The organism is Vibrio sp. D420a, from assembly GCF_030248625.1.
Taxonomy (GTDB): Bacteria; Pseudomonadota; Gammaproteobacteria; order Enterobacterales; family Vibrionaceae; genus Vibrio; species Vibrio fortis_A.
Genome location: NZ_JAHGAN010000018.1, coordinates 26,716 through 48,074, shown reverse-complemented (window position 1 = coordinate 48,074; position 21,359 = coordinate 26,716). Strand labels below are relative to the sequence as shown.

Annotated in this window: 23 protein-coding genes; 5 read left to right on the top strand and 18 right to left on the bottom strand. The window is 45.0% G+C overall.

Annotated features, from left to right (window positions below; translation table 11 throughout):
- Positions 1–122: 122 nt before the first annotated feature.
- From dinF to lexA, 3 genes are all read right to left on the bottom strand, one after another.
- Positions 123–1,478 (bottom strand): MATE family efflux transporter DinF, encoded by a 1,356-nt coding sequence (gene dinF / locus KI743_RS13670; RefSeq protein WP_285466831.1) that lies wholly within the window; start codon positions 1,476–1,478, stop codon positions 123–125.
- Positions 1,479–1,575: 97 nt separating this feature from the next.
- Positions 1,576–2,451, bottom strand: a complete 876-nt coding sequence (locus tag KI743_RS13665; protein WP_285466829.1) for a class I SAM-dependent methyltransferase — start codon at positions 2,449–2,451, stop codon at positions 1,576–1,578.
- A 97-nt stretch (positions 2,452–2,548) separates the two neighbouring features.
- Positions 2,549–3,169 carry a transcriptional repressor LexA gene (gene lexA, locus KI743_RS13660; protein WP_032553391.1) on the bottom strand — a complete coding sequence of 207 codons (621 nt, stop codon included), beginning with the start codon at positions 3,167–3,169 and terminating at the stop codon, positions 2,549–2,551.
- A gap of 372 nt (positions 3,170–3,541) precedes the next feature.
- On the opposite strand from lexA, the gene plsB reads away from it, so the two are divergent.
- Complete coding sequence (gene plsB, locus KI743_RS13655) at positions 3,542–5,965, top strand: glycerol-3-phosphate 1-O-acyltransferase PlsB (protein ID WP_285466827.1); 2,424 nt, start codon at positions 3,542–3,544, stop codon at positions 5,963–5,965.
- 57 nt (positions 5,966–6,022) lie between these two features.
- On the opposite strand, the gene ubiA is transcribed toward plsB, so the two are convergent.
- The gene (ubiA, locus tag KI743_RS13650; protein ID WP_032553388.1) at positions 6,023–6,877 is read right to left on the bottom strand and encodes a 4-hydroxybenzoate octaprenyltransferase; all 855 of its coding nucleotides are present in this window, start codon (positions 6,875–6,877) and stop codon (positions 6,023–6,025) included.
- Positions 6,878–7,417: a chorismate lyase gene (locus KI743_RS13645; RefSeq protein WP_191907646.1), complete on the bottom strand. Its 540-nt coding sequence runs from the start codon at positions 7,415–7,417 to the stop codon at positions 6,878–6,880.
- A gap of 161 nt (positions 7,418–7,578) precedes the next feature.
- Between KI743_RS13645 and KI743_RS13640 the strand changes: the two genes are divergently transcribed.
- Positions 7,579–7,986 carry a flagellar basal body-associated protein FliL gene (locus KI743_RS13640; RefSeq protein WP_032553386.1) on the top strand — a complete coding sequence of 136 codons (408 nt, stop codon included), beginning with the start codon at positions 7,579–7,581 and terminating at the stop codon, positions 7,984–7,986.
- A gap of 81 nt (positions 7,987–8,067) precedes the next feature.
- Here the strand turns inward: KI743_RS13640 and glpG are convergent, their stop codons facing one another.
- The 6 genes from glpG to ftsY form a co-directional block, all read right to left on the bottom strand.
- Positions 8,068–8,904 carry a rhomboid family intramembrane serine protease GlpG gene (gene glpG, locus KI743_RS13635; protein WP_285466825.1) on the bottom strand — a complete coding sequence of 279 codons (837 nt, stop codon included), beginning with the start codon at positions 8,902–8,904 and terminating at the stop codon, positions 8,068–8,070.
- A 36-nt stretch (positions 8,905–8,940) separates the two neighbouring features.
- Positions 8,941–9,261, bottom strand: coding sequence for a thiosulfate sulfurtransferase GlpE (gene glpE / locus KI743_RS13630; RefSeq protein WP_032553384.1), 321 nt, complete (start codon positions 9,259–9,261; stop codon positions 8,941–8,943).
- 396 nt (positions 9,262–9,657) lie between these two features.
- Positions 9,658–10,515: an RNA polymerase sigma factor RpoH gene (gene rpoH / locus KI743_RS13625; RefSeq protein ID WP_032553383.1), complete on the bottom strand. Its 858-nt coding sequence runs from the start codon at positions 10,513–10,515 to the stop codon at positions 9,658–9,660.
- A 177-nt stretch (positions 10,516–10,692) separates the two neighbouring features.
- Positions 10,693–11,661, bottom strand: a complete 969-nt coding sequence (gene ftsX / locus KI743_RS13620; protein WP_150873369.1) for a permease-like cell division protein FtsX — start codon at positions 11,659–11,661, stop codon at positions 10,693–10,695.
- A complete protein-coding gene (ftsE, locus tag KI743_RS13615) occupies positions 11,651–12,325 on the bottom strand; it encodes a cell division ATP-binding protein FtsE (protein ID WP_032553381.1) in 675 nt (224 codons plus the stop codon). The genes ftsX and ftsE overlap by 11 nt, the downstream gene beginning before the upstream one ends.
- A 77-nt stretch (positions 12,326–12,402) precedes the next feature.
- On the bottom strand, positions 12,403–13,647 hold the full coding sequence (gene ftsY / locus KI743_RS13610; protein ID WP_285466824.1) for a signal recognition particle-docking protein FtsY: 1,245 nt from the start codon (positions 13,645–13,647) through the stop codon (positions 12,403–12,405).
- A gap of 231 nt (positions 13,648–13,878) precedes the next feature.
- Between ftsY and rsmD the strand changes: the two genes are divergently transcribed.
- On the top strand, positions 13,879–14,481 hold the full coding sequence (gene rsmD, locus KI743_RS13605; protein WP_150873371.1) for a 16S rRNA (guanine(966)-N(2))-methyltransferase RsmD: 603 nt from the start codon (positions 13,879–13,881) through the stop codon (positions 14,479–14,481).
- 10 nt (positions 14,482–14,491) lie between these two features.
- Positions 14,492–14,758, top strand: a complete 267-nt coding sequence (locus tag KI743_RS13600; RefSeq protein WP_032553377.1) for a DUF1145 domain-containing protein — start codon at positions 14,492–14,494, stop codon at positions 14,756–14,758.
- Between the two features lie 54 nt (positions 14,759–14,812).
- Here KI743_RS13600 and KI743_RS13595 read toward each other — a convergent pair whose 3' ends face one another.
- From KI743_RS13595 to KI743_RS13580, 4 genes are all read right to left on the bottom strand, one after another.
- Positions 14,813–15,400: a YhgN family NAAT transporter gene (locus KI743_RS13595; protein ID WP_032553376.1), complete on the bottom strand. Its 588-nt coding sequence runs from the start codon at positions 15,398–15,400 to the stop codon at positions 14,813–14,815.
- Positions 15,401–15,533: 133 nt separating this feature from the next.
- Positions 15,534–15,770 carry a YecH family metal-binding protein gene (locus KI743_RS13590; RefSeq protein WP_032553375.1) on the bottom strand — a complete coding sequence of 79 codons (237 nt, stop codon included), beginning with the start codon at positions 15,768–15,770 and terminating at the stop codon, positions 15,534–15,536.
- A 90-nt stretch (positions 15,771–15,860) separates the two neighbouring features.
- On the bottom strand, positions 15,861–16,481 hold the full coding sequence (locus KI743_RS13585; protein WP_285466823.1) for a lysoplasmalogenase: 621 nt from the start codon (positions 16,479–16,481) through the stop codon (positions 15,861–15,863).
- 932 nt (positions 16,482–17,413) lie between these two features.
- Positions 17,414–17,788 carry a hypothetical protein gene (locus tag KI743_RS13580; RefSeq protein ID WP_032553372.1) on the bottom strand — a complete coding sequence of 125 codons (375 nt, stop codon included), beginning with the start codon at positions 17,786–17,788 and terminating at the stop codon, positions 17,414–17,416.
- Positions 17,789–18,032: 244 nt separating this feature from the next.
- Between KI743_RS13580 and KI743_RS13575 the strand changes: the two genes are divergently transcribed.
- Complete coding sequence (locus KI743_RS13575; protein ID WP_032553371.1) at positions 18,033–18,362, top strand: DUF2500 domain-containing protein; 330 nt, start codon at positions 18,033–18,035, stop codon at positions 18,360–18,362.
- A 27-nt stretch (positions 18,363–18,389) separates the two neighbouring features.
- On the opposite strand, the gene KI743_RS13570 is transcribed toward KI743_RS13575, so the two are convergent.
- From KI743_RS13570 to KI743_RS13560, 3 genes are all read right to left on the bottom strand, one after another.
- On the bottom strand, positions 18,390–19,403 hold the full coding sequence (locus KI743_RS13570; protein WP_285466822.1) for an acyltransferase: 1,014 nt from the start codon (positions 19,401–19,403) through the stop codon (positions 18,390–18,392).
- Positions 19,404–19,527: 124 nt separating this feature from the next.
- Positions 19,528–20,748, bottom strand: coding sequence for an organoarsenical effux MFS transporter ArsJ (arsJ, locus tag KI743_RS13565; protein ID WP_285466821.1), 1,221 nt, complete (start codon positions 20,746–20,748; stop codon positions 19,528–19,530).
- 96 nt (positions 20,749–20,844) lie between these two features.
- Positions 20,845–21,336, bottom strand: a complete 492-nt coding sequence (locus tag KI743_RS13560) for a cyclin-dependent kinase inhibitor 3 family protein (protein ID WP_285466820.1) — start codon at positions 21,334–21,336, stop codon at positions 20,845–20,847.
- Between the last annotated feature and the right edge of the window lie 23 nt (positions 21,337–21,359).

Here is a 21,359-nt window from a genome sequence, read left to right as displayed (position 1 = left end):
CCTACAGGCCAAATACTAAAACAGCAAGCACACACGCTTGCTGTTTCATTTTAAATCAAAGACTTAACAACACTCAGATAGTAATTAGATCATGGTATTCTAAATGCTTATCTATCTGTACACTAAGCCAAGAACTCATTCCTTTTCCACTGTCTAATAAACAATACCGCTAGCCCAATTCCACGCATTCCCATGAAACAAATCATCGCAAACCATAGTGCATGGTTCTCAAACGATGAGGCTAAAAAGAAGATAAGGAAGAAAGTGCAGGTCGCAACAAACATGCTATTGCGCATCTCTTGTCCCTTGGTCGCGCCGATAAAAATACCGTCTAATAAGAAACACCACATCGACACCAAAGGCATTGCGACGAGCCAAGGTAAGTAAATCATCGCCTGCGCTTTTACCTCAGGTATGGTTGTGATCATATTGACCATGTTGCTACCTAGCATCATGAACACCGCAGTCAGGCCAAGACAAATGATTAAGCTCCAGAAAAAAGTACCTACGAGAGACTGATTCAACTCTTGCTTATCTTTAGCACCAATGGCCTTTCCTACCATCGCCTCCATCGCATAGGCAAAACCGTCCATCCCATAAGAGATGATCATCAAGAAACTCATCAGTACCGCGTTGGCAGCAACCACATCATCGCCAAAACTTGCGCCTTGGAAAGTCATAAAAGTAAAAGTGGCTTGCAAGCACAGAGAACGTAAAAAGATATCGCGATTAAGTTTTACGAAACGAGAAAGCCCTTGAGTGGTCTGTTTCACCAAGGACAAGATTGCTGGCAACTGCCTCTTCGACCAAACACGTGCCACACATATCAAGCCAAACAACAGTCCCATATAATCAGCAAGTACCGAAGCATAAGCGGCCCCTTCAACTTGCCAACCAAATCCAATTACAAACACCACATCAAAAACGATATTAGTGACATTAGTGATGATCACCATCCACATCGGCGCTTTGGCATTTTGTGTTCCAAGCAGCCAGCCAAGAATCACAAAATTACTCAGGGCTGCAGGAGCACTCCAAGCACGAATCGAAAAATACTGCTCACCATAAAACTTCACCTGATCGCTGGCGCTACTTAAAGAAAACACCACTTCAGCGATCATGCTGTGCAGCAGTAAAAACAAGGCAGCAAAACCCAAGCTCATGGTAATGCCCTGTACGAACACCAAACCTAATTGCTGATTATCGCTGGCTCCATAAGATTGCGCCGCCAAGCCTGTCGTCGACATTCGTAAAAAACCAAGCAGCCAAAAGGTCACACTGATCATGGTGCCACCGAGTGCGACACCACCCAGATACCAAGCATGCTCTAGGTGACCGATAACAGCTGCATCAACCAAACCAAGCAGTGGGACGGTTATATTGGAGAGAACCATAGGTATGGCGAGCATTAGTACTCGCTGGTGAACCGATAAATTCGTTAAAGTTTGAACAATAGATTGGGGGAGAAATAGCTTCACGATCACCTCTTTGATTTGAGGTGATAGTTTAACCTAGGGGGTAGAGATTCACTATTTTATGACTGGAGCTTGATAGAGAGTGGGAAGAAGAATACCTCTACCACTTCATCACGATAAGTTGTGGAGCCAGTCGCTTCTTGTATTGAGTCAACTTACTCAACATTCTTTGCCATAGCTTCCAGCGGTTACATTGTTGATCCAAAGGTGAGAAGGCTTTGACCCATTGAGTCCATGGTAGCCAATTCAACACGCTATCAACAGGAGAAGCTAAACCGTGCGCGTATTCGCCAGAACCTAGCTTTTGACCAAGCTTGCTTGAGGTCTTATCCCCCGCAAGAACTAAACAGGCATGTGCATGAGTAAATTGACGGCTTAGCGCTTGAATAAAGTGCGCAGTGGTTTGTTCATCGCAATCGAGCAGTGCATGCTCACAAACAATCATCACTGGCGCCTGCTCTGGGATATTCAGTTCATCAAGCCAAGTCAGATCATTCACTGAACCACACTCTAAGCGATAACGTTCATTTTTATGGAATAAACGCTGGCGCCACACCAAGTTTTCAGTGACATCCAATTCAACCCAATGACAACGGCCGTTATCTAAACGGTAGAAACGTGTATCAAGCCCTGCCCCAACGTTAATGATCCACGCCTCAGGGTTATGAGATAGGTACTGTTGAATCTGGTTGTCACAAAGCTGAGTCAGTGTCGCGTACAGAAGCTGTTGCTGGTCGAGCTCTCCCGTTAAACACTCCGGTGCAAGACGACAGCGGGTACACGCTTGCGCTGCAATTGGATCGTAAACGAGGCCATCGTCAGCGAGGCTTTCTCGACTGCGAAACCAAAGAGGTTGGATAAGATTGCTAGGAACATGAAATTCAGAATGAGCCATGTCTTGCTGCGCCATCGGCTTACGGGCAGCGCTGCGCTTTGAGGAAAGCAGTGTTGACTGAGGTTTGTTTTGATTCGACATGTTCATCTTCCTTGTAGCTCGACAAGGAAGATGATAATGAATATCAATTACAATAACAAGTTATTGAGAATAAATATCAATAACTCATTGTGTGATATTACATCCAATCTGTGTTGCGAATGATACCAACCGCTAAACCTTCAATGGCTAAGTGCTGGGTCTCTAGATCCACTTGGATTGGAGAAAACTCTTCGTTTTCAGCATGTAGTAGTACCGTTGAGCCTTTACGCTCTAGACGCTTAACCGTTACATCATCGTCGACACGTGCTACCACAACCTGACCGTCGCGTACATCTTGCGTTTTGTGCACAGCCAGTAGATCGCCATCCATAATACCGATGTCTTTCATACTTTCGCCATTAACACGCAGTAAGAAATCTGCTTGTGGCTTAAACATACCAGGGTCCACTTGGTAATGCGTTTCTACATGCTCTTGAGCAAGGATAGGCTCACCCGCTGCCACTTGACCGATCAAAGGTAGACCTTCTTCGTCGTTGGCAGCGTCATCAAGCAAGATGCGAATACCACGAGACGCACCCGGAATGATCTCAATAGCTTCTTTTCGAGCTAGAGCTTTTAAATGTTCCTCTGCAGCATTAGCAGAGCGAAAGCCTAATTCACGCGCGATTTCAGCACGTGTCGGTGGCATACCGGACTCTTCGATCTTGTTTTTAATCAGGTCGAAGACTTGTTGTTGGCGGGGCGTTAACGGCTTCATGAGTCACCTGTCTTTTTATACAGTTGACTGTGAGTATATCCAGTAACTGAACAAAAGCAAAGCAATTGGTTGTTTTTAGTTCATTTTTAAACAACGGGCTACTTTTTATAACTTTATAAACAGTCAGCTAAGTCGTTGTTTTAATCAAAGGCTTTAAAAATTGGTGACGATTAAACCTATACTCAATCAGTCGATGAATGATTTTCCGCAAACTTAACGCCATTATGACTAATTCCATTAAAAGGTTAGACCAGTTTCTGGTATTCTTGCATCGATTAAATTTACGCCTAGGCCTATCCCTATTTTAAATCACTAATTAAAAATAGAGATACGCTTGAGCATGACAAAAAACTACTGAGGCAGTGAACCTATATGTCTTCTGGACAATCTTTTTCACGTTCAATGATGAAGCTTCCTTTATCCGTATTGGTAAAAGGTACATCCATTCCTTCAAACCCTATTGAAGATTTGAACATTGATTTAGGCAAACCAATTGTATATGCGTTACCTTTCCGCTCGAGTGTCGATCTCCTAACTCTACAAAAACATGCATTAGAGCTTGGGCTTCCTGATCCACTGAGCCCACTTGAGATTAATGGTAAATCACTGCAACGCTACGTGTTTATCGCGTCGCGCAAAACCCTAGTTCAAGATGATGACCACGTACCAAGCTCATCGATCGCCGTGTTCACCGAGCTACTTCAGCTTCATGAGTCTGATTCAGAGCTAGACGTTCAAGTTATCCCAGCAACCGTGTTGTGGGGACGTAAGCCGGGTAAAGAAAATACCCAAAAACCTTATCTACAAGCGATGAATGGTCTAGAGAAATCAAGAGCGGTTCTTCTAGCTGGTCGTGATTGTTTAGTTCGTTTCAGCCCAGTGGTATCACTGCGCTACATGGCGAACTCTCACGGCACTGACAGCACCATTGCACACAAGCTGGCACGCGTAGCACGTATCCACTTCTCGCGCCAAAAGCTAGCGGCGTCTGGCCCGAATCTTCCAAGCCGCCAAGCGTTGTTCGACCGCCTACTGAAATCAGAAGCGATCAAAAAAGCGATAGAAGACGAAGCGAAGTCGAAAAACATCTCGATTGAGAAAGCGAGCAAAGAAGCGCAAGACATCATGGATGAGATTGCAGCTAACTTCTCTTACTCTCTGATCAAACGCGGTGAGAAAATCTTGGGTTGGTTGTGGAATAAACTTTACCAAGGCCTGCACATCAACAATGCATCTACGGTTCGCAAACTGGCACAAGACGGTCACGAGATTGTTTATGTACCTTGTCACCGTAGCCACATGGACTACCTACTGCTCTCTTATGTGCTGTACCACGAAGGTATGGTTCCTCCGCATATTGCAGCGGGTATTAACCTGAACTTCTTCCCTGCAGGCCCAATCTTCCGTCACGGTGGTGCTTTCTTCATTCGTCGTAGCTTTAAAGGCAACAAGCTGTACTCAACCATTTTCCGTGAGTATCTAGCCGAGCTATTCGCAAAAGGTTATTCGGTAGAGTACTTCAGTGAGGGTGGTCGCTCTCGTACAGGTCGTTTGCTACAAGCAAAAACCGGCATGCTAGCGATGACCATTCAGGCGATGCTGCGTGGTATGAACCGTCCAGTGACCCTAGTGCCTGTTTACATCGGCTACGAGCACGTAATGGAAGTAGCCACTTACGCTAAAGAGCTGCGTGGTAAACGTAAAGAGAAAGAGAACGCTGGCTTGGTGCTTCGTACTATTCGCAAGCTACGCAACTTTGGTAAGGGCTACGTTAACTTTGGTGAACCAATTCAGCTAAACCAATACCTGAATGAGCACTCTCCAGAATGGACTAAAGACATCGATCCGATTGGCACTAGCAAGCCACAATGGATGACACCAGTTGTGAACGATCTTGCGATCAAGATGATGACAAACATTAATGATGCAGCAGCAACCAACGCACTGACTCTGTGTGCAACCGCTCTGCTTGCTTCGCGTCAACGTGCACTATCCCGTGACTCACTGGTATCACAGATTGATTGCTACCTATCGCTATTGAAGAATGTGCCTTACTCTGAGACATTCACAGTACCGAAAGACAGTGCTGAAGATTTAGTGAAACACGCTGAAGCTCTGAATAAGTTCTTGATCGAGTCAGACACTATGGGCGACATCATTTCGCTCGACCGTCACCAATCGATCCTGATGACTTACTACCGTAACAACATCATCCATCTATTCGCACTGCCATCATTGGTCGCGCAGATGCTGATTCGTCAACGAGAGCTGTCGATTACAGACATCCAGAAGAATGTGGCGATCATCTACCCGTTCCTTAAGAAGGAGCTGTTCCTTAGCTACCCAGAGGATAAGTTAGAGGAAGTTGTCGCCAACATTATCTCTGAGCTGGAACGCCAGGGTATGATCATGGTGAAAGACAACGAAGTCACGATCAACCAATCTAACAGCCAACCGCTGATGCTGTTGGGCCGTACTATCTCTGAAACACTGCAGCGTTACTCGATCGCATTGAACCTTCTGGCAGAGAATCCAGACCTCGATAAATCAGAGCTTGAGCAGAAGAGTCAAGATATCGCGCAGCGTCTAGGTCGCCTGCACGGCATTAATGCTCCAGAGTTTTTCGACAAGGGCGTATTTGCTTCAATGTTCGCAACGCTAAAACAACAAGCGTACTTAGATAGCGACGGTAACTGCGATTTAGAGAAGACCGCTGTTTTCGCTAAATTGCTTTACTCGATGCTTTACCCTGAAGTTCGCTTGACGATCGAAGAGAGTATTCACCAAGCAGAATAACTCGCTTAAAAACAGAAAAGGCACCCATTGGGTGCCTTTTTTATATGTGATGTTTTTTTACCAGAATGCGATAAGTAAGCCTGCGGTCACTGCCATTCCAACATAGTTGTTGTTTAAAAAGGCTTGGAAGCAGAGGTCTCGATCTCGGTGGCGAATTAGGTGCTGCTGATATACAAACAATCCACCGACAACCAGCAGGCTCCAGTAGAAGCTCCCGCCCAGTTGATAGTGCATACCAAGCGCAATCAACATCGCCAAAGTAATTAACTGCAGCACACCAATTACTAGCTTATCTTGGCGGCCAAACAGAATCGCGGTCGACTTGATGCCAATCTTAAGGTCATCGTCTCGGTCAACCATCGCATACTGAGTATCATAAGCAATGGTCCATAGTGCGTTGATGGCAAATACGAACCACACAACACCCGGTAGTTCATTAGTTTGTGCAGCCCACGCCATAGGAATCGCCCAGCTGAAGGCCAAACCCAGAAATAGTTGTGGCAGATGAGTAAAGCGTTTCATGAAAGGATAGATAAACGCTAAGCCCACACCAATAAACGACAACTGAATGGTCAGCGTGTTCATGGTTAACACCAGCAGAAAAGAGACAATGGCTAGCACCAAAAACAGAGCTACCGCTTCTTTACTGGATACCGCTCCCGAAGGTAAAGGTCGTTGCTTAGTGCGTTTTACGTGGCCATCAACTTTGCGATCGGCAAAATCGTTAATCACACATCCTGCCGAGCGCATTAACACCACACCCAACACGAATACCACTAATACCGATAAATCTGGTAAGCCATTGGCTGCAATCACTAGCGCCCATAAGGTTGGCCACAACAGTAATAAGGTTCCAATCGGGCGATCCATTCGCGTTAACTGCCAATACGCTTTCGCTTTTGTGGCCAGCATTTACACACTCTCCTTAGAGTAAATGGGTGAAGTTGGTAAAAAAAGTTCCGCCACTAACATTGGCTTATGGTTCATCCATAAACGCGAACGACGAGCAAGCAGGCGCTCTTCGCCTACCATAACCCAACCGACTTGCAGTGCATCACGCTTAACGTTTTCTGCGCTAAACACCGTCAACCCGAGTGGTACATTGCCCTGCTGAGACAGATCTGAGTGTTGATCATCCAAGGTAAGGCGTGGAATTAACGTGCGGCCAAGTACCCAAGGCTCACCGTCTCCCTTCAGAATAACCTTACGAAGTAAGCAATCTGATGATGAAAGCAAAGTCTCTTCGTCGTGTTGTAGTGTTGAGCGTTCCACGACTTGATTATGAAGTAACTCGACCGATAAGTGCTCACAGCACTCACCCAAACGACGAGATAACGAGCCTTGCTCCATTAACCACCCTTTGATGGTTTGATTCGGAAAATCAAATTTTTCTGTATTTTGCCAATCTACATTCATTAACGAATTAAGATACAGCGATATTGGCTGATTCATACTGGTATTCAATAGGTGACTTTACACGTACAATAAAGCATCAACTTCCGAGCTGTTTTAGCCGCAAGCTGTGTTATAAACGTATTTAGATTTAGACCGCTCATTGTAACAAGACAAACGCGTTTCGAATATCGCGATTAAACTAAAGAAAAGTCACAAATATGCACAAACGTTATGTAGCCCAAATATTTCTAGCAATCACCCTACTTTTTTCTTTGCCTTCATTGGCGGAGGAGGAATCTGCACCCAAGCTGGCGTACTTCACGCTAGAACCGGATCTCACTACTAACTTTTATACTAAAGGTAAGAAGCTGGGTTACATTCAAGTGCGCATCGACATTATGGTTGCCAACTCAACTGACCTCCCAGCCATTGAGCTTCACCAGCCCCTTATTCGCGATGCCGTGATTGAGCTCCTTGGTAAACAGAATGAAGAGACCATTAAGTCGCTTTCTGGTCGCGAAGACTTGCGTAAAACCTTAGTTGATCGACTTAATGAGATCCTATTGCCAGAAACAGGCAAAACCATCATTGCCGACCTCTTATTTACTAAGTACCTGTACCAATAAGGCGATGACCAAATCGAGATAAAAAAAGCGGCTTCATCGAGCCGCTTTTTCGTTTTCACAGAAAACTCACCACCAATATCGCTAAGCGATAGACTTTGATTTCATTGAATCAATCCAGCCGATACCGACACCGGCAATCAAACCCGCTAGGTGTGCGGTGTTAGCAATCGCCATAGACGGTTGCATGTAACCAAGCACTAACCAGATCAGCATGAAGCCGACGATCTGTCTCGGTATGGTTAGTCCTAATTGAGGAGCCTTAGTGCTCACAACCCACAGATAACCAACTAGCGCGTACACAACTCCAGATAACCCGCCAAAGTTAGCACCCTCGACCCAATATTGCCCTGCGCCAGACAGCGCCGATGATAGAGCGAAAATCTGCAGTAGCTTCAGACCACCTAGCTTCTTCTCAATATCACCGCCAAGCTGCCACCACCACAGAATATTAAAGGCTATGTGCATAACGGAGAAATGAAGCACCGCATGGCTAAGCCAGCGCCACAATTGCCACTGTTGCCCATCCAGAGCCGGAAAATGCAGTATTTGAAAGATCTGCTGATTGAAGCCAAGTTGCTGCAGAGCAAAAATCACCACACACAACAGCATAATGCTGAGTGTAACGGGGCCCGCTTTAGCCTTAATCATGCTTAGAAAGCTCGGAGTATGGTAATGAAACTGGCTTTTACGCGTTTCAGCAACATCCCAGGAAGCAGCTTGATAACGCTTGTGGTTCGGTTCAGACAGAAAACGGTTGAGCTCCGCTTCTGTCTCCACTTGATGTTGAGCATCAATCAGCCACAGCGCGACACGTCCTTCACCTTCTGGAGACATCTGAATCGAAATATGACGCGACGCCATATAGTCAATGAAGGCCTGCGCAACACGCGCATTATTCAATACCATCAATCTTACCATTGGAGTTTCCTGCTTAAATTTGTCTAAGGAAGCAAACTAGCCTGTCACGACAGGGAGCTGAGCACGATGCCAAGCTTCAAAGCCTCCATCAACACTATATACGTCTTCAAAGCCTTGGTTGACTAGATACTGCGCCGCACCTTGGCTACTAATGCCGTGATAACACATCACAAGGATAGGCTGTTCAAATTCTACCTCATCCATAAACGCCACCATGGTGTCATTCGTCAAATGATACGCACTTTCTGGGTGCGCAACGGCAAATGACTGTGGATCGCGGATATCTACTAGGCGTGCGTCGCTCTGCTCAATGAGTGTTTGAGCACCTTGCACATCAATATGTTTAAACTGGTCCATGACTTTCTCTTGTACTGATTTACTTTGATGCCATTGTAACCTATCCCAAGGCTAACATTTACACCGACTTAATAAGGTTATCCACCAGCGATCACTTTTACACCATATGTGGATAAATCTGTGAATTGCGTGAATAAAGTGTTTTAAGAGAAATGGATCCACAAGATGTAGTAATGATCCTGATCTATCTGTGGGTTAACTTGAAACTATCCCCATCTACAAAACCGCCTGCAAGCCTTACTACACCCTGCTTTTTGACAACTGACAAAGAAACTCCTCACAGAGTTATCCACAATCTCGACTTGAAAGTTTCGATCGCGAAGACACTAAAATGCGATCCAAACAAAAAGGCCGAGATCTCTCGATCTCGGCCTTTTCAAAAAATTGTGTGTGGGCTTAGAAGTCGCCGACAGCTTGCTTTAGCTTCTTCATTGCATTCTTTTCTAGCTGACGAACACGCTCTGCTGAGATGTTATAGGTTTCAGCGAGATCTTGCAGCGTGGCTTTATCGTCATCTAACCAACGAGAGCGCACAATGTGCTGGCTGCGGTCATCTAGGCTTGCTAGTGCATGGCCAAGACGGTTATTGGTATGGGTTTCCCAGTTTGCTGCTTCAACCGTTTCAGCTACGTCTGACGCTTTGTCTTCTAGGTAGTAAACAGGTGCTGTGTAAGCTGAACCGCCGTCATCGTCGTCCATAGGTGCTTCAAAGGTCGCATCTTGCGCCGCAAGACGAGATTCCATTTCACGAACTTCAGAAGGCTCTACACCTAACTCGCGAGCAACAGTTTCAACTTCACCGTTGTTGAACCAACCTAGACGCTTCTTAGATTTACGCAGATTGAAGAACAGCTTACGCTGCGCTTTCGTCGTCGCAATCTTAACGATACGCCAGTTACGAAGTACGTACTCATGGATTTCAGCTTTGATCCAGTGAACAGCGAAAGATACCAGTCTTACCCCAACTTCAGGGTTAAAGCGTTTTACCGCCTTCATTAGACCAATATTACCTTCTTGAACAAGGTCAGCCATAGGCAGGCCGTAACCAGAGTAACCTCTCGCTACATGAACCACGAATCGTAGGTGTGAAAGGATCAAGCCTTTCGCAGCTTCGATCTCACCTTTGTAATGTAATCGCTCTGCAAGTCCACGCTCCTCTTCAGCAGTTAGCATTGGGTAGCTGTTTGCTGAGCGGATATAGCTGTCTAGGCTATCTTGTGTGACTAAAGCCATTTGATACGCTTGGTTTGCCATTCGGTTCCTCATCAATCTCTGATCTGGAGTAGTCTTTCTATTAGAACCCGCTAATCTTGAACCTAAAATGAACAGGATTCAAGAAGGGGGAAGTAATTATGCATAATCAATTCGTCTATACAAGGCGAAAACTGACTAACATGTGTCTATTTCTCGTCTAAATATGACTCAATTCACCTAAACAGGTTCAATTTCTTTTAGGTGTCTTTGGGCAGAAAGTTTTGCTGCCACGCTACCAAGCAAGGTTCCAACAATCAAAAGCAGCAAAGATTCATCCCAGCTTAAGCCAATTAAGCGGAAATGACTGTCGTATAACTGCGCTAAATCGTCCACTGCACTGTTGAGTAATACAGTAATCAATGCGGTCATGATCCACGCACTGATAGAGCCCAATACGCCAAACCACATACCTGTATACAGATAAGGGCGTAGGATGAAACTATCGGTCGCCCCGATTAGCTTCATGGTTTGGATCTCTTCTTTGTGAGCAAGCACATTAAAGCGCAAGGTATTACCAATAATTAGAAATACCGCTCCCAGCATAAGGAAGGTTAATGTCACTACGATGACAGTAGCCAGTGCCTTAATCGCATCGAGTCTTGCTAACCAATCTTCATCAAGGCGAACGTCAGTCACCGAGGGTTGTTCTTTGACTTGGTTAGCCAGTGCTTTAATTTCCGTGTCTGTTTCAACGCTCGGTGTGATGATCAATACACCTGGTAGTGAGTAATCATCAAGAATCGTCAGTGCATCATTGAAACCTGAGTACTGGCTAAGGTCTGCAAGTCCCTGTTGTGGTGAGATGTATTCCACTAGATCCACTTGTGGCCAGCTTTCAATCTCATCCTTCATCACCATCACTCTAGGTTCAGGGATACCCTCTTCTATATAGGCGCTAACCTGAGAAGGGCTTGCCACATCTTGTGCAGCCTCACCCACGTTTTTACCCAGTAGGTACAAACACGCTGGCATCGCCAATGCCATAGAGATTACGGCTAAAGTCAGTAAATTTCCCAGTGGGCGCTGCCACAATTCAGATAGAGAAGACTTCGCCTGCTTCCAGTGAACCACTAAAAAGCCATCACTTGCCGCACGATTGTTGGCGCGCTTTGGTTTCGCCTTTTTAAGACGTTTATTAACGGCCATAGTCTTCTACCTCACTTAAGAAGCCTTGGTTTAACTCGAAATGACGATATTGTGGGCGAGTGTTTACTAACCCCACATCATGCGTAGCTAAAAGGATGGTCACTCCTGCTCGATTAAACTCTTCGAACAGTCTTAAAACTCGGTTCGATAATTCTGGGTCTAGGTTACCGGTCGGCTCATCGGCCAAGAGTAAGGTTGGTCGATTCACTACAGCGCGTGCAATACCCACACGTTGCTGCTCACCACCGGACAGCTGGCTTGGTAAACAGCGCGCTTTGTCTAAAAGGCCCGTTTTATCCAATGCAGCACCAACGCGTCGCTTGATTTCATTTTCAGAAATCGACTCGATACGCATTGGTAGAGCTACATTGTCGTAAATAGAGCGATCCATTAACAAACGGTGGTCTTGAAAGACAATACCGATGTTACGGCGCAAGAAGGGAATATCTTTACTCGGAATTCGAGTAATGTCGTGATCGTTGAACCAAACGCGCCCGTCGGTCGGGCGCTCGATCGCACAGATCAATTTCAGCAGTGTACTTTTACCCGCACCGGAATGACCACCCAAAAAAGCCATTTCACCTCGCTTAAGATGAAAGTCCACTTTTTGTAATGCTTGGCGTCCACCTCGGTAGGCCTTGCTCACTTGCTGAAATTTGATCACCGAAAATTCCTCTTACGATCACTCTTATCAAATTTAAAAAGGTAGCAGGTTAAACACAAACCAAATTGCTACCCAAATTACTCTTCGCGGCTAAACAACGCTTCAATAAAGTCTTTTGACTCGAATGGACGCAGATCGTCAATGCCTTCGCCAACACCGATAAAGCGAATTGGAATCTGGAACTGATCAGCAATAGAGAAAATCACACCGCCTTTTGCAGTACCATCTAGCTTAGTCAGAGTAATGCCGGTAACTGGCGCTACTTCACTGAACAATTTCGCTTGGCTGATTGCGTTCTGACCAGTACCTGCATCTAACGTTAGCATGATTTCATGTGGTGCTGAGTCATCAATCTTCTTCATTACACGAACAATTTTACGCAGCTCTTCCATTAAGTTGCTCTTGTTCTGTAGACGACCCGCTGTATCCGCGATAACCACATCCACACCACGAGCCTTAGCAGCTTCAATCGCATCATAGATAACCGATGCACTATCAGCGCCAGTGTGCTGAGCAATAACAGGAACGTCGTTGCGTTTACCCCATACTTGAAGCTGCTCAACCGCTGCAGCACGGAAGGTATCACCCGCCGCCAGCATCACTTTCTTACCTTCATTCTGGAACTGCTTCGCAAGCTTACCAATGGTCGTTGTTTTACCTACACCATTTACACCTACCATTAGGATGACGTAAGGCGTTTTAGTGGTATCCACCTCTAGAGGCTGTTCCACTTGGCTTAAGATATCAGCCATCTCTTCTTTCAATAGACCATACAGGGCTTCACCATCTTTCAGGTCATTGCGAGATGCTTTTTCTGTTAGGTTATCAATGATTTTTACTGTTGTGTTCATGCCTACGTCAGCAATCAACAGTTGTTCTTCAAGCTCTTCGAATAGATCTTCATCAATTTGCTTGCCTTTAAACAAGCCAAAGAAGCCCGCGCCAATGTTGGCTTTAGTGCGGCTTAGGCTACGCTTCAAGCGCGCAAAGAAGCTCTCTGTCGGTTTCTCTTGAACTTCTTCAACTTGTGGCTCTTCTGCAACCACTTCAGGCTCTACCTCTGCTTCTGCTTCTGCTTCTGCTTCTGCTTCTGCTTCTGCTTCTGCTTGTTCAGGTTGAACCTCAGCACTTGGCTGTTCAAGCTCTTCTTGTAACTCCGCCTCTTGTGCAGATTCTTCCTTTTCTACCGGTTGCTCAACCTCAGCTTGAGGCTGCTCTTCCGTTTGCTGCTCTACTTTAGAGTCAGTCTGCGTTTGTGGGCTCTGTTCTTCTTCACCAAAGCCAAGCCACGATAATAATCCGCGCTTCTTTTTTTCCGCCATCAGAGGAGTTTCCTAGATCTACTAATTAACTGTATTGACTTAATGCACGTCGACTCTTTGCTATTGTTCTACAATACAAACTTGTAGACACGAATAGTAAAGAAAAATGACAAAGCAGTGATATGCTTGCTGTTTGCTTGATACACTTTGTCATTGCAAAATTTATTTAATACTCGAACCAAATTAAATTGGGCTCGATATAGTATCACTTTATTAGCGGTCAAAAAATCTATGGTAAGACGTCGCCAGCAAAACACATCACAAAAAAAGCCATCTGGAGGCTTTGTTAGAATCATCAGTGGCTCATGGAGAGGTCGAAAACTCCCAGTTCACGACTTAGAGGGATTACGCCCAACCATTGACCGAGTAAAAGAGACACTCTTTAACTGGGTGGCTCAAGATATCCCAAATGCGACGTGTCTGGATGTATTTGCAGGCTCTGGCGGGCTCGGTTTTGAAGCAGCGTCTCGCCAAGCGAAGATGGTGACGCTTTTAGAGATGAACCAAAAGGCGGCTAAACAGCTTTCAGACAACGCTAAAGAACTGAAGGCCGATAACATTAAGGTAGAGAATATCGACGCTATCTCTTACCTCAGTAAACCGGGGACACCGTATGATGTGGTTTTCTTGGATCCACCTTTCCGTAAAGGCCTTCTTGCTGAGACAGTCAACCTACTCGAATCTAACGGTTGGTTGGCTGAAGATGCGGTTGTGTATGTCGAAACTGAAAAAGAACTTAAGCTGGAAGGCATGCCTGAGAACTGGGAGCTCTATCGTGATAAAACGACTGGGCAGTCCAGTTACCGCCTTTTCCATAGAACCAATGCAGAATAGGATTTAAATAATGAATGTACTGATTCCCGTAGCCAAAGCGGCTATTGCTTTCGTTTGGTTTGTTCTCATCGTAAATATTTTCCATCCATTCCCAGGAAACGCAGCTATTGCCCTGTATATCATGACGGCATTTTTGTTCTTCATGCACGGTCTACAAATGCTGATCTTCATAGGTGCATTTGGCGATAAGATTTCAATGACGCGCTGGGAGAAGTGGTCAATTCTAATCTTCGGTATCTTTGCTCTGCTCGATATCCGACGCAAATACATGATGTAAAAAAAGCCGCTCATTTGAGCGGCTTTTTTAATATTGTTCGTCAGCAAACGGACTCTAAGAGAGCATGTAAGCTTTGATACCATCGAGGAACATCTGCGTTGATATCATAATAAGCAATAGACCCATCAATCGCTCTACCGCTTTAAGGCCTCGCTCTCCGAGGATACGCAGGAAGAAACCATTAAACATCAAGATAAAGAAAGTTGCGCCCCAAGCCAGTAAGACTGCCGCAGATAGCTCCAGCATATTACCTGGGTGCTGAGTCGATAGCAGAATCAAGGCTGCAATCACCGATGGCCCCGCAATCATCGGTATCGCCATAGGTACAATAAATGGCTCTTCACCCGCCGCTAATCCAGTGATACTCCCAGCACTTGGGAAAATCATCTTAATCGCGATGATAAACAGGATAATACCGCCTGAAATACTTAAGGTTTCTGGCTGAACGTGCAAAAAGTTCAGAATGCTCTGACCGGCAAACAAGAACAATAAAAGGATAATCAACGCGAACATAAGCTCACGAATCAAAACAATTCGGCGTCGCTTTGGATCGATATGTTTAAGTATGGAGAGCACGATCGGCAAGTTGCCTAACGGGTCCATAATAAGAAACAGCATGGTAGCTGCAGATAGGATTTCCATGAGTAAGTCCTGAAAAGCGAAGGTGCGCGGAGTATAGCAGCCTCAATCCGGCTTTTCGAACCCAGTGGGGAGGATTATGTGTTAAATGTTTGATTTAAAGGGAAGCAGTAATCCACTTCCCAAAACAATCGAATTAGTGGCTACATACTCGTGCCATATTGGTTCTCAGCTTATCACCCTCTAGCACCACCTTCTCCATTTTCACAAAGAACGTCAGCAATGCATCTAGGTCTAAGCCACTTAGCTTACAAGTGTGGAAACGGGCTTCTGAGCCATATTCTTGTGCTAGTTTTTCCGCTAACTCTTCACGCGTTAGAGCTTGTTCATTCAATAGGTTCAGTACATTGTGAGCATGGATTTCAGTCGTCATTAGAGGTTCCCCTGTCTGTCATATCTCGCCAAGCATAACGAATTGCTGTTAGCGCACTTTGATATAACGCAGCCTCAGAGCAGTTATCGACTAAAGGGTTAGTGACGCCACGATGAGAGAATGAGCTAGGAAGTAGCTGCCTGTCACCCACATGTAAGCCCCTTTGATCGGGCTTCGATAGCAATTCAATGCGTAGGCCAAAGCAGAAAGCAACAACACACAACAACCGATGAAGCCAATACCATGTGACATGTGTGGGTCAAGCAACCATACCTCACCCGACGCCCATGCTAATTGGATAAGCACTATTCCCATAATCACAACGGGAAATACCAACTTATCAAGACGAGGTAACAATAAGAAAAAGGCCACTACGCAAGCCGCGAGCAACAGGGCGAACAGCCACCAGACCACTTGCCCAGAAAGTTGCAGCCAAAACGCTTTGCTATAACAGAGTTGTGCTACTAGGAAACAGATAAAGTGCAGCGGCTTTCTCTTGGAGAGAGTATGCAGAATATCCGCCAGTGCAGACACAACCAAGCCACCGACAATCCAATAGCTGTAAGTGGTAATCTCAGACTGGCTTAATGCAATTGTAGCTAAAAGTACAAAAGTGAATACTTTGTAGATTAAGGTTTGAGTAACATGCCCATGCTTAGCTCCTGCTATCGCTCCGATACCAGATAACGAAACCGCTAACCAACTCCACATAACATCTACCCTATTACCTCAAATCGTCGCCAGTCTAGGCACCTCAATAGTGATGTAAAGCGCTAGCCCCTCAAAATTGGATCTTGCTTACGCTTCCACTAAAAATGTGATCGATACTCAAAATGAAGTGAAATACTCAAGCTGATGATAGCAACCCACCTATTTGGTGCTTTTATCGTTCAATACCTACAAAAGTACACCTCAGATCCAGTTTGAAAGAACTAACCCCTACTTTTATAAATACGGCCATCCCCCAAAGCGCCAAAAACACTCCATATCCACAATACAACACTCTAAAACAAAAACTTATAAACATTTAAAAACAACAAGTTAGATACAAAAACGTTAACTTTAAACACCTGAAAACTTCAGGATCTCATTTCCAATAAAAACTCTCACACAATATCTAGATAAGGAACTCACTTGCATGATAAGTAAGCTGCCTCACTACAACACCATAGTATAAAACTCAAAATAACCTTCATAATACGCATTGCGCCCCCCCCTAACCCCTCAACACCCATTAATACACTTTAACAAGTTTTAACAACTATGATTACATTAATTAAACCAATAAAAACAATCACTTAAACAAAAAAAGAACAAACAAAAACCACAAGGAACAAAATTAAACCAACACAAAAACAAGCGTAAACTTCGCAAATAACACCCCTAACACTGAAGTTTTCTTGTTTTTTTAGAGGTTTCAAAACTAATTCTTGATCTAAAGCCTAAAGTGGTGCTATTCTTAATCACATAGCGATAGTTAACCAGATTTAGGAGTAGTGTTATGATTTCATCTTCGCAAAAGCAAGGACTTGTAATGATCGCGGTAGTTGTTGGCCTTATGACACTACCGATGATGTACTAATCAAGTACCCAAAAAAGAGAAAAGGGACGCCGTGGCGTCCCTTTTCTTTTATCTAAATCTGTTACTTTGAGAATAGATGCAACGTCAGCACATCCCAGTTGGCATAATAAAACCCGGCCGCAGCCAAAGTCATTACCATCATTAAAAGAATGGCAACACGCCAAATAAAGCGCCCGCTTCTTGGGGTTAGCTCTTTCTCACAATCATTACACATCATAATGAACTGATGATGATCCTCTAATTTCGCATCATGATCATTCACTACCTTGTTTCGACAAGTGGCAATGTAGCGTAGTTTTACCACCATATCGTGTGGCAATCTCTCTTCACAGCTCGTGACCAGCTCATGCAGCCCTTCTCCCTCAGCGTGATACTGAAGCCGCAATAACTTCTCTATATTACGAGTCCTTGTGACTACTTTTTCAATGTCCGTCATATTGACCCTCCCACTCCACACTTTAATTTTAGTCGAGCATTACCCTATTCTTATACAAATTGATCACGATTTACGTGAGAAAGAGACAATAAATAACAACGTGTTATCCACAAATGGAAATGAAATGTGATATCAGCCGAAAAACAACTCGCTCAACTTACATCAATTCACGAATAGCGGCTTTAAACACATATCCGTTGCAGTCGACCGACTAGAATACCCCTCAGGACTATATGGAGGTTGTATGCCTAATTCACTTTTTCTTGCGATTATTGTACTTGTCGCCCTAGCAGGCTGGGTTTTTGTTAGCTTTTACAGAAAGCATATGCAAGGAGAGAACGCGCCAGAAAAAAAGGTGGATGTTACGGTACTCGATAAACAATCCATTGATCTTCCTGATGCGCAGCCAGGCCAAGAAGACCAAGAGTATTGGATCTACGTTCAACGCGGACTGGTTGGCCCAAAACGTGAGTTCCAAGTTGGTATTCATTACTACCACGCCCTCAATCCTGGGGACAAAGGTACATTAACCTACCAAGGTGATAAGTTTTTGCACTTTGCCCTCAAACGCTAAATCTTTTTTGCATTTAATTTTCTATTATTATGGCAATAACCAGCGTGTTTTCTCTGATTTTGCCATTAACCAACTCATCCATAACGCACCTGCCCCACTGATCACTACCCACAATGGAATCACCCAAGCAGGATGGCCTTGATACCAACCAAACTCCTTCATTGGCCATAAGAAAATTGGGTGCAACAAATAAATGCCTAAGCTGTGTTTACTGATAAAGCCCACCACTTTATTCGACTTGTCAGATAAGCCTTCTCCAAAGTAGCGACACAACATAAACACCATACTTGCAGCCAATACTGTATTGAGTGTTTTGTAAGACAGCCAGCGGCCTACTGTATACTTCTCTGCCGCGAGACTCGCATCAACCACCATATAAACCGTGGTAAACAGTGCCAAGGCTCCTAATATCGTAGTCCCTGTGACAACAGGTGCGGTAAGAGGGAGTTTCTTATACAAGATATAACCGAGTGGCAAGTAGCCAGTATAAAGCCACAGTTCATGACTCCAAGGACCATCAATTTTGAACAAGAACAGTAATGTGGTGAACAACCAAACAGCAGTAAAGCTATAGATGAACGGGTCACCATATTTGCGCAACCCAATCTGCATAAACGGGATCACAAAATAGAGCGGTATGAAGTAATAGAAGAAGCCTAAGTGATAATAGGTATAGTGATGATAGCTGTTACTCAGTACTTCCCAGCTAACTACGGCATCAAACCCCAACGCCGACCACCCAGAGAAATAGGTATAGAACAGCGACCACACAAGAAATGGAATCAGCACCTTACCTAGGCGTCGTCTGAGGTAATACTTAGCATCAAACGGACGTTGGTCACTGAGCATCAATGCACCGGTAATCAAAATAAACACCGGAACCGCCCATCGGCTAAAGCCATTCACCGTGATTGCCGTTAACCACTCGTTGAATGGGATCATGTTGAGCTCATTACGATACGGTGCTAGCACATGAATTGCGATCACAGCTACCGCTGCAACGCATCGTGCTAAGTCAAAGAAGAGAATTCGCTGCTTCATGTAAATGCCTGATTAATATTCAATCATTCTACTATAGCAACAAAAAAGCTGACTGGTATGGTAACCAAGTCAGCTTATTGTTAAAGGAGAAGCATATCGCGATTTTATCGAATCCGACTGAAACTTATGCGGCTGATGTTTGCGGCACCTTAGGTAAACGCAAAGAGATCACCGTTGTTATCGCTAAGAATGCAAACGAGACCCACAAACACGCAGACAAGCCACCTATTTGAAATACTAAGCCTGACAAGATAGTGCCAATCAAGCGACCCATTGCATTCGCCATATAGTAGAAACCCACATCAAGCGATACACCATCGCCTTTCGCATAACTCACGATGAGGTATGAGTGAAGTGATGAGTTGACTGCGAAGATAGCGCCAAACACCATCAAACCACCGATGATCACAAGCTCTGGCTGCCAACCGATTTGTACTGCGTAGGCAATACCCGCCGTCACAATCGCCAATGCGCCGGCCCACAATAGGGCTGCGTGTCCATCTGGAACTTTACCTTGCGCCTTACCCGTAATCTTAGGTGCAATGCCCTGTACAAAACCATAAGCGATAGTCCAAGCCGCCAAGAAGCCACCCACCCATGAGTGATCCCAACCAAATACACTGCCTAGATAGATTGGCAGAGCAATCACAAACCACACGTCACGAGCACCAAACAAGAACATACGCGCCGCAGACAAGATGTTGATCGATTCAGACTTAGAGAAGATTTGTTTGAACTTAGGCTTGGTTTTCGCTTTACCCATGTCCGCTTCTAAGCTCACTACGCTACCGATAAAGACTAAAGTCAACACAGCGGCCATCACAAGCACTGCATATTGGAAGCCTATCGTTGAAAGCAGAAAACCACCAATAAAGAAGCCTGCGCCTTTCAGAGCATTCTTAGATCCGGTCAGAATCGCAATCCATTTATAAAGTGCGCCCTGCTGCTCATCCGGTACCAAGGTCTTAATTGAGCTCTTGGCACTCATCTTATTAAGGTCTTTAGCGATGCCTGACAACGCCTGCGCCGCCATCACCCAAGGAATGGTCAACATGGCCGATGGCAGTGCCAGCATGCCCAAAGCGAAGACTTGCATCCCTAAGCCGATGTTCATGGTCTTATTGAGGCCAAGACGCGCCCCTAACCAACCACCGACTAGGTTCGTTACAACACCAAAGAATTCATAGAAGAGGAACAATGAGGCGATCTCTAAAGAACTGTAACCAAGGTCGTAGAAATACAGGACCACCAGCATACGAAGCGCACCATCAGTAATGGTGAAGTTCCAATAGTTGAAAGTCACCAACATGTATTGGCGAACACTCTTACTTAGATTTGAAAACATAATGCTATCTCTGCAATCAAAACAAAAAGAGCTTTTGGATCACGGTAAGCTTAACACTCCAGATACCAAAAGCTCCTTGTCTAACACCGATGAATATTAGCTATTCGCTACACCATGAATGTATTCAACTTGGATCGGTTTAGTGAAAGCACCTGGACGCAGTGCTTGAACTTCTTGAACGATCTTGTCGAGGTCCCAGCCTTTCTCTAGCAAAAGGTGAGCTGCGAATAGACCGGTACGACCTGAACCGCCCATGCAGTGCATAGCGACTTTCGCACCGCTATCAACGATTTTGTGCAACTCAGGGCTTGCTGCAGACCATTTCGCCGCAAAGTCAGCACCTGGAGCACAATCGTCTTCGATTTCGATTTGAAACCACTGCATGCCTAGCGCACGTGTTTTCTCACCAAGTGCTGCCACGTCTTTGCTTGCAAGCTCTGCATCATCAAGCGCTGTCACGATAGCTTCAACGCCTTGCTCTTTCAGTTGCGCTAGAGATGCATCAAGATCAGCGTCTTTAGTACCTGGGCATGGAGTTAGAATCAGAGCGCCTTGCTCAAGGTCTAGTTGCCATGTTGGATGTGTCATAGTGTTATCTCCTTAGTGCTCAG